10 protein-coding genes and 1 tRNA gene are annotated in these 13,629 nt (G+C 50.5%); 8 read left to right on the top strand and 3 right to left on the bottom strand.

Annotated elements, in window-relative coordinates; genetic code table 11:
- Positions 1 to 89 precede the first annotated feature (89 nt).
- Genes JS578_11630 through hemW form a run of 3 tightly spaced genes read left to right on the top strand, consistent with a single transcriptional unit; the run spans position 90 to position 2,199 of the window.
- Complete coding sequence (locus JS578_11630; GenBank protein ID QRX63493.1) at positions 90 to 644, top strand: hypothetical protein; 555 nt, start codon at positions 90 to 92, stop codon at positions 642 to 644.
- Positions 644 to 1,075 (top strand): HD domain-containing protein, encoded by a 432-nt coding sequence (locus JS578_11625; GenBank protein ID QRX63492.1) that lies wholly within the window; start codon positions 644 to 646, stop codon positions 1,073 to 1,075. The genes JS578_11630 and JS578_11625 overlap by 1 nt, the downstream gene beginning before the upstream one ends.
- Positions 1,075 to 2,199: a radical SAM family heme chaperone HemW gene (hemW, locus tag JS578_11620; protein QRX63491.1), complete on the top strand. Its 1,125-nt coding sequence runs from the start codon at positions 1,075 to 1,077 to the stop codon at positions 2,197 to 2,199. Before JS578_11625 ends, hemW begins: the two co-directional genes overlap by 1 nt.
- A 44-nt stretch (positions 2,200 to 2,243) precedes the next feature.
- Here the strand turns inward: hemW and JS578_11615 are convergent, their stop codons facing one another.
- The 3 genes from JS578_11615 to JS578_11605 form a co-directional block, all read right to left on the bottom strand.
- Positions 2,244 to 3,908 (bottom strand): formate--tetrahydrofolate ligase, encoded by a 1,665-nt coding sequence (locus JS578_11615; GenBank protein QRX63490.1) that lies wholly within the window; start codon positions 3,906 to 3,908, stop codon positions 2,244 to 2,246.
- 40 nt (positions 3,909 to 3,948) lie between these two features.
- The gene (uvrB, locus tag JS578_11610) at positions 3,949 to 5,967 is read right to left on the bottom strand and encodes an excinuclease ABC subunit UvrB (GenBank protein ID QRX63489.1); all 2,019 of its coding nucleotides are present in this window, start codon (positions 5,965 to 5,967) and stop codon (positions 3,949 to 3,951) included.
- 71 nt (positions 5,968 to 6,038) lie between these two features.
- Positions 6,039 to 6,914 carry a hypothetical protein gene (locus tag JS578_11605; GenBank protein ID QRX63488.1) on the bottom strand — a complete coding sequence of 292 codons (876 nt, stop codon included), beginning with the start codon at positions 6,912 to 6,914 and terminating at the stop codon, positions 6,039 to 6,041.
- A gap of 494 nt (positions 6,915 to 7,408) precedes the next feature.
- On the opposite strand from JS578_11605, the gene JS578_11600 reads away from it, so the two are divergent.
- The 5 genes from JS578_11600 (at position 7,409) to JS578_11580 (ending at position 13,553) form a co-directional block, all read left to right on the top strand.
- Entirely contained in the window at positions 7,409 to 7,780 is a 372-nt protein-coding gene (locus JS578_11600; GenBank protein QRX63487.1) for a diacylglycerol kinase family protein, read from the top strand.
- The gene (locus JS578_11595; GenBank protein QRX63486.1) at positions 7,777 to 11,157 is read left to right on the top strand and encodes an AAA family ATPase; all 3,381 of its coding nucleotides are present in this window, start codon (positions 7,777 to 7,779) and stop codon (positions 11,155 to 11,157) included. Before JS578_11600 ends, JS578_11595 begins: the two co-directional genes overlap by 4 nt.
- A gap of 49 nt (positions 11,158 to 11,206) precedes the next feature.
- A tRNA-Gln gene (locus tag JS578_11590) sits at positions 11,207 to 11,277 on the top strand.
- 392 nt (positions 11,278 to 11,669) lie between these two features.
- The gene (locus JS578_11585) at positions 11,670 to 12,260 is read left to right on the top strand and encodes a TetR/AcrR family transcriptional regulator (GenBank protein QRX63485.1); all 591 of its coding nucleotides are present in this window, start codon (positions 11,670 to 11,672) and stop codon (positions 12,258 to 12,260) included.
- Between the two features lie 108 nt (positions 12,261 to 12,368).
- A complete protein-coding gene (locus JS578_11580; protein ID QRX63484.1) occupies positions 12,369 to 13,553 on the top strand; it encodes a TolC family protein in 1,185 nt (394 codons plus the stop codon).
- Positions 13,554 to 13,629 lie beyond the last annotated feature (76 nt).

Raw genomic sequence — 13,629 nt, 5'->3', positions numbered from 1 at the left:
TTATTGCCTGCATTTAAGGATTCTTCATATCTTTTTCCCGCAGGATTTAGGGATTTGTACTAAATTTATCGATTCAATCAAAAATTGAAATGAAAATGAAAAAAGAAAACATATGGGTGTGGCTGCTTTTCTTCCTGTTGTACACAAACAGTGCAGCGTCGCAGGAAATCATTGCCCACCGCGGCTTCTGGAATACCGAAGGATCGGCACAAAACTCAATCACCGCACTAATGAAAGCCGACTCCATTGGTGTCTACGGCTCTGAGGTGGATCTCTGGATCTCCGCCGACGGGGTCCCGGTGGTGAACCATGATGCCACGGTCATCCTGAACGGTAAACAACTACGGGTGGAAGAGACCCCATTCAACATCTTACGGCAGCTCGATCCGCAAGCGAAGGTCTATTACCTGAACGGGGATATGTCACCCGGAGTGCTCTCCACAATGGGGGTATCAGGACCTGATTACAATTACAACGTCTTGTTCCAGCGTCCTCAATGGGTAAAGGAGGCGCATGAACTGGGTCAGAAAGTGAATGTGTGGACGGTAAACAGATCAGAGGATATCCAAAAAGTGATCGACCTGAAGGTGGATTTTATCACCACCGATGAGCCAGTACTGGTGAAAGAAATATTGCAAAAGTAATGACGCTGAAAGAACAACTGCATCGGGCCATAGAGATTGCCCTCACCGCGCACATGGGACAGTTCGACACCCACAACGGCCGTCCCTACATTGAGCATCCTTACCGGGTGATGAATGGTGGCCACACCCTGCAGGAGAAGATTGCAGGGATGCTCCATGACGTGGTGGAGGATAGTGAATGGACCCTGGAACAACTCACTGCTGAAGGCTTCTCACAGGAGATCGTGGCAGCCGTGGATGCGCTTACCCGCCGTGAGGGAGAACCCTATGAGGAATCGATCCGCAGGGTGCAGGCCAATGCACTAGCCACACGGGTGAAGCTTCTGGACCTGACAGACAACATGGATATCCGCCGCTGGGAGAAGGTAACGGAAAAGGATCTGGAGCGGCTCCGGAAATACCTGAAGGCTTACAAACAGCTTACCGAATAGTGGCCGGCATCTATCTCCATATACCATTTTGCAAGACACGCTGCACCTACTGCGACTTCTACATGGGTACAAACGAGTCATACATCGATGCATTCGTGGAGGCACTTTGCGTGGAAGCATCCGTTCGCAGGGAGGAGACGAAGGAACCGATCGGCACCATCTACTTCGGAGGAGGCACCCCCTCCCGCCTGCAGCGACATCACTTTGAACGAATTTTCGAAACCCTCTACCACCACTATGCCATTGAGCCGGATGCAGAGATCACCGTAGAAGCCAATCCCGACGATCTCACGGAGGAATATACAACAATGCTGGCTGCCCTCCCCTTCAACCGCCTCAGCATTGGCATCCAGAGCTTCGACGACGGGGAGCTACAGTTTCTCAGCCGCCGTCATACTGCTCAGGAGGCGATTGATGCGGTAAAGCGCTGCCAGCAGCAGGGGATCAACAACATCAGCATTGATCTCATCTACGGCCTGCCGGACCAGACCATCGCGGTGTGGCAACGAAACCTTGAGCAGGCACTTACGCTGAATATTCAACACATCTCCTCCTATCACCTGATCTACGAGGAACGTACCCGCATGTACCGTCTGTTGCAGGCCGGAAGGATAACCCCGGTGCAGGAGGAGACCAGCACGCGGATGTTCGCCATGCTGATCGACCAACTTACCGCAGCCGGGTTCATTCACTATGAGATTTCCGCCTTCGGAAAGGAAGGTTTGTTTTCGCGACACAACAGCTCCTACTGGAAAGATGTCCCATACATCGGTCTTGGACCCTCCGCCCACTCTTACGACGGGGAGAGCCGCTCCTGGAATGTGCGTTCCATCCACCGCTACAACAAAGGCTCTGAGAGCGGCCAATTTGAGCGGGAGATGGAACTGCTGAGCCCAGGGGAGCGATACAACGAGTTCATCCTTACCGGTCTCCGCACCATGTGGGGCATCAACCTGCCGGAACTTGAAAAGCGATTTGGTAAAGAGATGCTCGACTATTGCATGAGAAACGTTGATCCTTTCCTGGAGAGGGGTCTGGTACGCCATGAGAGCAACAGACTGATCTTCACCCGTGAGGGGATCTTCATCTCCGACGGGATCATGAGCGAGTTGATGTGGGTCTGATCGCTACGACTCGAATCCTGATGATGAGCAAATATCGGTTATTATCAGCTCAACCCTTCAATCTCACCGTTCACGATATCGATGCGGGTCGCCTGCGGGTCGGCCGGCAGACCGGGCATGCGCATCATTTCACCGGCAATGGCCACGATGAACTCCGATCCCTGGTTGATCACCAGGTCGTTGATCTTGAAACGGAAATCTTTCGCCACACCATACCACTTCGGGTCGGCCGAGAATGAGTACTGTGTCTTGGCAATGCAGACAGGCATCTTCGCCAGGGGGGTGCCCTCTATCAGCTTCAGCATCTTCAGTGCCTTCTCACCCAACACCACATCGCGCGCACCATAGATCTGCATGGCAACCTTGGTCAGTTTGGTCTCGATGTCATCCTCATCTGTATAGGTGAACCGCAACTCACCGGAGGGAGTAGCCTCCACTGCTTCTACCACTGCATTAGCAAGATTAACAGCACCTTCTCCGCCATCCGTAAAGGCTTCGTTCACCGCGAAGGGAACCGCGTGTGCGTCACAGAAGGTTTTAATCGCATCAATCTCATCAGGGGTGTCGAAGGCATATTTATTGAATGCCACCACCACCGACTGACCAAAAGTCGCCAGGTTGTTAAGATGTTTCTCCAGGTTCTCAAGCCCCTTTTTCATACCCGTCATATCCGGTTCCCGGATGCTTTTCTCCGGTGTACCGCCATGCATCTTAAGACCCTGAGCGGTGACGACGATCACTGTCAACTTGGGGCGAAGACCGCTTTTGCGGCACTTGATGTTGAAGAACTTCTCAGCTCCAAGGTCCGCACCGAAGCCTGCCTCGGTGATCACATAATCACCGTAGCTCATCGCCATCTTGGTGGCGAGCACAGAGTTACAGCCATGGGCGATGTTGGCAAAGGGACCGCCATGCACGAAGGCAGGTGTGTTCTCGGTGGTTTGCACCAGATTGGGATTGATGGCATCCTTCATCAGCACGGTGATGGCACCGGCTACACCCAGGTCTTTCACCGTGAATGGGTTGCCATTGCGCTTATATCCGAGGAGGATATTCTCGATGCGCCGCCGTAAGTCGGCTTCATCTTCCGCCAGACAGAGGATGGCCATCAGTTCAGAGGCTGCGGTGATGTCGAATCCAGCCTCCTGGGGCACTCCGTTGCCGGTACCAAGCCCTGTTACGATATAGCGGAGGCTACGGTCGTTCACATCGAGCACCCTTTTCCAGAGGACATCCTTGATCTCATCGCCGGTTCCCTGCACCCGCAGGATATAGTTGTCGAGCAGTGCCGAGATGGTGTTGTGTGCGGTTGTCACAGCGTGAAAGTCGCCCGTGAAGTGGAGATTGATGTTCTCCATGGGGAGCACCTGAGCGTAACCGCCGCCGGCAGCACCGCCTTTCATGCCAAAAACAGGTCCCAGAGAGGGTTCACGCAGTGCCACGATCGCTTTCTTGCCAATTTTATTCAGTCCCAGTGCCAGTCCAATGGAGACGGTGGTCTTGCCGATACCCGCCTTGGTGGGCGTGATGGCGGTGACCAGGATCAAGTTGCTCCGGTTCACCCGCTCCTGATCGATCAGGCTGAGCGGTACCTTGGCCATGTGCCTGCCGAAGCTGATCACCTCCTCGCGTGGAATGCCCACGTTCTCTGCCACATCTTTGATCTTTTTCAGCGGTGTCTCTCTTGCAATTTGAATGTCTGATTTCATATGTTTTCGTTATATGTTGTAAGCAATAAGTTTAAAGCAGTCAGCGTTCAATTTTCAGTTTCTCTTCCAACATCACCAGCTGATCGCGCAGCTGAGAAGCTTCCAGGAACTCCAACTTCTTGGCGGCTGACAACATTGCCTTGCGGGTCTGCTCGATCTTGGCTTTCAGCTCCCCGGTGGTTGCCATCTCTGCCAACGGTTCAGCAGCCAGGGAGGAGTAGTCCGGCTCCACATAAGCCCTGGCTTCGGCTGTCGCGGTGATCTCCTTGCTCAATGCCGAGGAGAGGGCCCGTTTGATTTGCCGTGGAGTGATGCCATGCTCCTCGTTGTATTTCATCTGCTTTTCACGGCGCCGGTTGGTCTCATCGATAGTCTTCCTCATGCTGTCGGTGATCTTGTCGGCGTAGAAGATCACCCTGCCGTTCACGTTACGGGCTGCCCTGCCGGCGGTCTGTGTCAGGGAGCGGTGAGAGCGGAGGAACCCCTCCTTGTCGGCATCGAGCACCGCCACCAGTGAGACCTCAGGCAAGTCCAGTCCCTCGCGCAACAAGTTGACACCTATCAGTACATCGAAGAGTCCACCCCGCAGCTGCTCCATGATCTTCACCCGTTCGAGCGTCTCCACGTCTGAATGAATGTAGTTACATCGGATGTTGTTCCCCGCCAGGTACTCGGTCAGCTCTTCCGCCATCCGTTTGGTGAGGGTGGTGACCAGCACTCGTTCATCCTTCTCTACACGCAGTTGAATCTCTTCCATCAGGTCGTCGATCTGGTTGAGGCTCGGACGTACATCGATGGGCGGATCAAGCAGACCGGTAGGTCGTATCAGCTGATCCACCACGATTCCCTCCGACTTCTCCAGCTCGTAGTCGGCAGGCGTGGCACTGACGAAGATGATCTCCGGTGTCAACTCCTCAAACTCCTCGAAGCGGAGTGGGCGATTGTCGATGGCTGCCGGCAAACGGAAACCATACTCCACTAGGTTCTTCTTGCGTGAGTTGTCGCCGCCATACATGGCACGTATCTGGGGGATGGTGACATGGCTCTCGTCGATCACGGTGAGATAATCTTCCGGAAAGAAATCCAACAGGCAAAAAGGGCGCGTGCCGGGCTCCCGTCCGTCGAAATAACGTGAGTAGTTCTCAATGCCCGAGCAGTAACCGATCTCCTTGATCATCTCCAGATCGTATGTCACCCGCTCATACAACCTTTTGGCCTCGTAGGGCTTGCCTATCTCCTGAAAAAAATCCACTTGCTTGCCCAGATCGAGATGTATCTCATCTACGGCACGGTTGATCCGCTCCTGCGTAGTAACGAAGAGGTTGGCCGGAAAGATGCGGTAGTTGTCCAGCCGCTCCATGGTGACGCCTGTAAGTGGGTCTACCGACTCGATGCTCTCGATCTCATCTCCCCAGAAGATGACGCGTATGATGTAATCGTGATAGGCCAGGAAGACATCCACCGTATCCCCTTTCACCCGGAAGTTTCCCCGGTTATAATCGGCTGTCTCGTTGCGCGAGTAGAGGCTGTTGACCAGTAAACGCAGAAAATGATCCCTCTCGAGAGTCTGCCCTACGGTGACCTCGATGGTGGTTTTGTTGAAGTCCTCGGGATTGCCGATACCATACAGGCAGGAGACCGAAGAGACAACGATCACGTCGTTCCGTCCCGAGAGCAGCGAGGAGGTGGCCGCCAGACGTAGTTTTTCTATTTCATCGTTGATGGAGAGATCCTTCTCGATGTAGGTGTCGGTGGTGGGGATGTAAGCTTCCGGCTGGTAGTAATCGTAGTAGGAGACGAAGTACTCCACCGCATTGTGGGGGAAGAAGCTCTTGAACTCACTGTAGAGCTGTGCCGCCAGCGTCTTGTTATGGCTCAGCACCAGCGTGGGCTTGTTCACCTGAGCGATCACATTGGCGATGGTGAAGGTCTTGCCAGAACCGGTGACACCCAACAGCGTCTGATAGGGTACCTTGTCGCGAAGTCCTTCCAGCAGTGACCGGATGGCTTCTGGCTGATCACCTGTTGGTCTGTATTCTGATGTTAGTTGAAACTGCATAGTCACTGTGTAAACAAACGGTTCCTGTTTTGGTTTACCATATGGAAATCAATCTTCAGCGCAGCACACCTTCAGGGTGCTCCGGGATAGGGTTTGGTTTCATGGACAGAGCTGATCTGAAAAGAAGGGTTCATTTCCAGATGCAGGATGTAGCCGGGCAATTGTTCATCGATACCCGCCCCCTTGTAGGATTTTAGCAATGGTACATTGACCCTATAGTTTTCTTCCATGGTTTTCTCATATTGCACACCTTCAAGGTCCACAACATATGCAATGGCTGGCTCAGTTGATTTTGCGGCATCGACCAGTAGCTCACCCAACAATCGCTCACGGGTAAGAGGACCTCTGAAATAGTATCGTTGCAGGCGGGGAGCCAACAATGGCTCCAGTTTTGCGTGATCGAGTGAACTGAGCGCGGAAGTGAACCCATTCACAACAGAACGGATGCTGTCTAACGTGGCCTGATCCACCGGATAGGACTGGAAGAGTTGACGGTAACGCGTTTCCGCCTCAGCCAGGTAATCACCGTTGAACCCTCCGCTTTCTGCCATCAACATGTAATCGTTATATGCTGCCACGGTATTGGAATGAAGTGCACCCATCCAGGTAAGGGAATCGAGTCGTCGTTTTACCAATGGGGTGTAGTAACTTTCCGGATTTAATTCCAGGAAATCACGCAGTTCTGTTACCCGGTCACTCTTTTTCAACAGTTCCCATCGTGCTGCTTCCTCTGCTTTCAGCCGCATCAGCGCTGCCTGTGCATCCGCAAAATGCAGACCGTCCGGGTATTTCTCAATATATTGCAGGTAAGCTGACACGCTGTTTGCCTTCATGGCAGCATCCCAGCTGCTTCTTTCCAGATTACCTTTTCGAATCAGTTCATTGTAGAGCAAAAAGGCAACAACCAATAAAAGGAGCACTGTAACGATGCGGCCTATTCGTCGCACAGTTTTCCCTTTGCTTTCTTTTTTCACAACAGGTTCAACGTTATCTGTTTTTTGGTTTATGCTTTTCACCTGATTAACCAATGTAGCTGAATTATCTTCATCTACCTCCTTATTTTGTGCTTCTGTCAAATCAGTTCCAGTAAAAGTATCGAATCCTGTATCGGAAAGCTTATCATTTGATCGTGGAGGAGCGAGCTGCACCTTTTGAGGAAGGTCCAGCTCGTATTCGGTACGAATTTTATTTGAACAGGCATCACAAAAAAGTGATTCCTTGCATTTTTCCTTTCCACAAAGAGGACAGTGGTGAGACATAGTGCGATTAGTTTTCGGACGCAAATCCATTTTCACAAAGATAAAAATGTTTTGGTTATATTTTGTATATTTGAGATTCGGAATCCCTGATCTTACCGTATGTAATGGATCGATGTTCGCATTCGGGGACACCCACGTTAATAATACTCCATCAACAACAGCATTTATAGTGCAGATATGCAATGAAATATATTAAAAACAGAATCTATTCATTCAGATGTGCTTTCCGGGGTATCGGCTTACTTTTCCGGGAGACGCCCAATGCTTTGATTCAGTTGGGTGCGGCAATAGCGGCACTGCTGATGGGCCTGTTTTTTCACATTTCGAAAGTGGAGTGGCTGATTCTGGTTCTGTTGATCGGCTTGGTACTGTCACTGGAAGCAATCAACAGTGCCCTGGAACATCTCTCCGATTATGCCTCCAGAAAGGAGATCCATCCCACCATCAAAAAGGTGAAAGATCTCTCCGCGGCAGCGGTGCTGATCATGGCTATGGCAGCACTTGTAGTCGGTGTTTCCATCTTTCTCCCCAGAATTGTATTGCTTTTTGAATGATTGACGCCAACCCCTATATCAGTGAGATTGAAGCACTCTCTGCATCACCTCTGGATGCAGTAGAGAAAGTGCAACAATTAAAAAAGATCCTGGAGCGCCTCTGCAGAGAGATGACCCAAGAAGAGTCGCTGCAATTCTCCAACCTCTTCTCGCGAATAGTGTTCATATCCCAGAAACTGAAACTGCCGCGTCAGCTGGAATGGCAGCTGCAGCACTTTCGGGTACGGGAAAAGGAGTTGCGCCGCGAGCCAGATAAGCAGTCTGCCCTGCAACTCTACCGGTCAGCGAAAAAAGCGGTAGAGACTTTGTTGGAGATTGCCGGAAGGGATTCCTCGCCGGAGGATGGAGCATCTGCCCCAGTGAAAAGTGAAGGAGTGGGTTCCGGGATAACACTTCCCCTTTCCTCCACATTACGGGTTCAACTGCTACAGTGCGATCCGGAACGGGGTGAGTTACTCTGCAGTTGTGAGGATCCCCCCGGTGCCGAGATACAGGTGCGTTACACACACCTGGTGACAGATGCACCGGAAGAGGATCAGTACAACCTTTTACGTGTGGGGGCACAACTCAATCTGATCGACTGTAAGACCGACAGAGAAGGTATTTTCACTCCCCGCTTAATCGTACTGGAACCGGACTACCTGGTAGATGCCTCTGCCCTTGCCGAATGTTTCCAGGAGTATGCCGTTACTCCTTTTCACTACTTCCGCAACAAGTTCAGCGAGAAAGAGAATCGTTCTTACCTGCTACTGGGTAACCTGGCCAACTTCTTCCTGGACGAGCTGGTCTTCGCCACTGACCCGGAGCAGCTCACCTTCGACGAAATCTTTCTACGCTCTTTCAAACAATCCCCTTTCGAATATACCAGCTGTGCTGACATTCAGTCCAATGCCGATTTTCGCGAATTCATGCTGAAGGCAAGGAGCCAGTTCGATAACATCCGGAGGGTTGTGCGGGACGATTTACCACGTATGGAGATCGACCTGCATCACTGTACGCTGGAACCCTCCTTCTTCAGTGAGCGGTATGGTTTCCAGGGACGGCTCGACCTGTTACACCTACTCCCCGGCAGCGGTGAAGCGAAGATTGTGGAACTGAAATCAGGGAGGTTGCCCTACCCTTCCGGTGATGACAGCAAGATAGCCCTCAATCACGAGGTACAGACGGCAATCTACCGGATGATGATAGAAGGAGTCTTCGGATTCGACAGTCATTCCCTTGATGCGGCGATCCTATACTCTGCCGGCAACCGGCCGGGTACCAACCTGCGTTTTGCCGCGGTGTGGCAAGATCTTGAGAGGCAGATCACCGGGATGCGCAACCGGATTATTGCCCACGAGCAGGCTCTGATACAGGGAGACAATCAGACGGTGGAAGCGTTGTTCAACGGTCTGTTTGCGACGGCTGCCGAAAGAGAAAAGGTGCCGGCATTCTATCGCTCCCGCGTGAATGAGATGCGTGACCTGCTGGCCCGATGCAGTGACTTTGAAAAAGCCTACTTCTATCGCTTCATACGCTTCGTGTCTCGTGAGCTCTATCTCCAGAAGATCGGCGATGTGGCGTACGAAACACCCACAGGACTGGCATCGCTCTGGAACAGTGATTTCAGTGAGCGAGCAGCCGCACTCGATGTGCTTTGCGATCTCACCATCCTGGAAATCGACGATGCAGGTAGTGACATGACCATCTTCTTTACCCGCAACAGCAAAGACCAGGAGATTGCCAACTTCCGCGAGGGAGAGATTTGCATTGTCTACCCGCGTTCAGATGCCCGCGACACGGTGCTGAACAGACAGATTCTAAAAGGTACTCTTGTACACATCAACAGTGAAACGGTGGAAGTACGTTTCCGTTACAAACAGCGGAACCGGCACTACTTCGATAACAACCGGCTCTGGGCCATTGAGCATGACAGCCTCGATAGCTCCTTCAACAGCATGTATCGGAGCCTCTATGCTTTCCTCGGGGCCACCCCTTCGAAGAAAGAACTTTTGCTGGGACTGCATCCCCCTGTCAATCCGTCTCTGAGTGATGAAAACAGATTGCCATACCCGCAGAACATCATTCGTCGTGCAGTAGCGGCTGAGGAGTACTTCCTGATTGTAGGCCCCCCGGGTACGGGGAAGACCTCAATCTTCGCACGTCGACTGATAGAAGAGTATCATCGCCGACCGGAATGCAACATCCTGGTGTTGGCCTACACCAACAGGGCTGTGGATGAACTGTGCGATGCGATCCACGCTGCCCTGGGATGCAATGAAGAGGTGTGCGACAGTTACATTCGAGTGGGCACGGAGCTCTCCTGTGCTCCCAAGTATCGCCACCGGCTTCTTCAGAAGGTGGCAGAGAAGGCACCCAACAGGGAGTCACTGCGTAGGGAGATGGAAGAGACCCGCATCTATGTGGCTACGCTGGCTTCTATCCTGGGACGGATGGAACTCTTCACCCTGAAACATTTCCACCTGGCTCTTGTGGATGAGGCCTCCCAGATTCCCGAGCCACAGCTAATCGGCCTCCTGCCACGGTTCGATAAGTTCATCCTCATAGGCGACCACAACCAGCTCGCCACCATCGTTCTGCAACAAGCGTCGCTCTCCCGTGTCGAAGAGGTACCGCTGCGGGAGGCAGGTATCACCGACTGCCGTGAGTCGCTGTTTGAAAGGTTAATACGCCGCTGCGCCGATCAGGGGTGGGATCATGCTACGGCACAGCTCTCATACCAAGGGAGGATGCATGAGGAGATCGCAGCCTTCCCCGCGCGGCAGTTCTATGGAGGCAACCTCTTCACCGCCTCGGAATGGCAGTCGGAACAATGGCAGTTGTTTCCCGGGAAGAACGATCCAATACAACATCTGGCCGGCTCTTTGCGCACCGCATTCCTCTCCACGGAGAAATTGAACCACAATTGCTCATCTGATAAAATTAATGAATCGGAAGCGGTTGTCATTGTACATTTGCTGCAATCAATACGGGATCTCTATCATGCCAACGGGAAAAAGTTCCACCCGGGGCGAGTAGGTATCATCGCTCCTTACCGGAACCAGATTGCCTTGATACGACACCGACTCGAAGCAAGTGACTTCCCCGGAGCAGAAGAGGTGATGATCGACACGGTAGAGCGATTCCAGGGGAGTCAGCGTGACCTGATACTACTCTCCTTCTGCGTAAACAAACCATATCAAATGCAGTTCCTCTGCAACCTCAACCACGATGCCACGGTAGACCGCAAGTTGAACGTAGCCATTACCAGAGCGCGGCAGCAACTTTTCCTTGTAGGCAACGCAAGCATCCTCCAGCAACACCCGGTTTACGCTTCGTTACTCACCCATTACGGAAAAAAAATGATGATTTTGGAGCCGGAACAGATAAATCTTTAGCCGATATTTTTTTGTTCTCGGAAAATTGTCTATTTTTGCACTCCCAAACTGTCTTGTGGTGTAATGGTAGCACAACAGATTCTGGTCCTGTTTGTCCAGGTTCGAGTCCTGGCAAGACAACACAATTAACTGTAAATCAATAGCTTGAAAGAGCACAAAAGGATGTCGGACTGATTTTAATTGGTCCGACATTTTTTTATATTATCAGGTCTTCCTGGAAGAAATTCCAACACCAATACAATTCCAATTGCAGTTTCCTGTACAGCTCATTCTATTCATTCAGCATTTTCAATGATATAATTATCATTGTCAGTCGTCATACGCTACAAGTCTACACGGCTTAATCAATTCCAGAATATACCCTCAACCAATTGAAAATATATTGATGAAAATCAATCATCAAAAACATCTATTCATGTTAAAATATTACAAACACATTAATCATTTGTTTTAATCATTTGTTTAACCCGAAAAAGTTGCATACATTGCCACATCAATTAGAAATTATTGTAATGAAGGAATCAATTTCGACAGAAGAAAAAATAATCCGTGCTGCCGACAAAATCTTTACCCAAAAGGGATACGCAGCTACCCGAACCCGGGAGATTGCAGAGGAGGCGGGTACCAACCTGGCGTTACTGAACTACTATTTTGGCAGCAAGGAGAAGCTGTTCAAGAACGTGGTGCGAGAGAAACTGAAAATGTTGCTGAGTGCGATGGGACCGATTGCATCGGACGAAGCCATCCCCATCGATGAGAAAATCAGGATGATCTCAGAAAACTATACGCGGCTGCTGCTCGAAAACGAGGATCTCCCCCTCTTCATCCTGAACGAGTGGTCTGTCAATAAAAAACTGTTTGCGGACCTCATACGGGAGACCCGTCAGCATGCGGAGCCGGTGATTGAAAAACAACTCAGGGAGAGTAACATGGCGATCACCCTAGAGGATCTGATAGTCAACACGCTGGGCATGATCATGTTCCCCTTTATAGCTAAGCCGATGATACTTTCCTCGGGGTTGGTGCAGGAAGATCAGTTTGCAATGTTCGTGGAAAAACGCAAAGAGATGATCCCGGAATGGATTATTTCAATAACCAAATAAACAGATAAATATATGAAATCGAAAAAACTTCTTTTGAGCATAGGATTGATCTGCGTCAACAGTTTGTTTTTACAAGCACAGATTATCACACTTAACGAGGTTCAGAAGATGGCAGAAGCAAATTACCCTGCCATGGCCAGGTATGATATCATTGAGAAAACAAAGGCGTTCAGCCTCGCAAATGCAAACAAGGCGTACCTCCCACAAGGCATCCTTACATCACAGGCAACATGGCAATCAGATGTGACTCAAATAGAGTTGGACATACCCGATGGGATGCCGCCTCTAGAGATTCCGGTACCGGATCAGGATCAGTACCGAATTGTGGCAGAACTGAATCAGCTGATCTGGGATGGCGGCAATGTCTCAGCACAGAAAAAAAGCTTGAAAGCCAATTCTGAATTGGAGAAGAAGCAACTGGACACAGAGGTCTACGCCTTGAGAGAACGGGTGAACAACCTCTACTTCGGCATCCTGCTGATGAAAGAAAGCCTGCAGCAACAGTTGATTCTGGAAAAAGAATTACAGCGCAACTATGACAATGTGCAAACTTACCAGTTACACGGTTTGGCAAATGAAACCGACCTGAGTACAATAAAAGTAGAGATCCTCAAAGCAAAACAAAAGCGTATCCAATTGGAAGCAACACTGGATGCCTATCTGCGGATGCTTTCGGTTGTAACGGGGCAAACACTCACCAAAGAAATGGTATTTGTAAAACCAAATCCGGAAACTGAAATGATTAGTCCAATCATCAACCGTCCCGAGTTGCAGGTGTTCACTGCACAGGAGGAGGTGATTGATATTCAGAATGCGTTGTTGAAAGCCAAAAACAGGCCCACCTTATCGGCTTTTGCACAGGGAGGGTATGGGAAGCCGGGGCTCAACATGTTTGACACCGAATTTTCACCATACTTCCTGGGGGGGGTACGTTTATCATGGAACTTTGGTAATCTATACAGGTACAACAACGACAAAAAGAAGATCAATCTTCAAAAACAGACACTTGATAGCCAAAGAAAAACGTTTCTCTACAACCTTAGGATGCAGATACCACAACTGCAGACAGAAGTTGAAAAATTCCAAAAGACAATGCAGGATGATGATGAGATCATACGTCACCAAACACTGATTCGGGAAGCAGCTGAGGTGAAGGTGGAAAATGGCACAATGACTGTCTCTGATCTGATGAAGGAGATTAACTCGGAGGAAGCGGCAAAACAGGCAAAGACATTGCACGAAATACAATTCCTCATGTCAATCTATTCACTCAAACATGCAGTGAACCAATAGTCGTACAACCATCATAGAGACTACAAATTAGAGCAGTACTGAAGCGTTTGATAACAGAAATAAGTAACAAGCAAAA

The sequence above is a fragment of the Dysgonomonadaceae bacterium zrk40 genome (assembly GCA_016916535.1).
In the GTDB taxonomy this organism is placed as follows: Bacteria; Bacteroidota; Bacteroidia; order Bacteroidales; family Dysgonomonadaceae; genus Proteiniphilum.
Note: the sequence above shows the minus strand (reverse complement) of the source record. Positions and strands in the feature narration are given on the sequence as shown.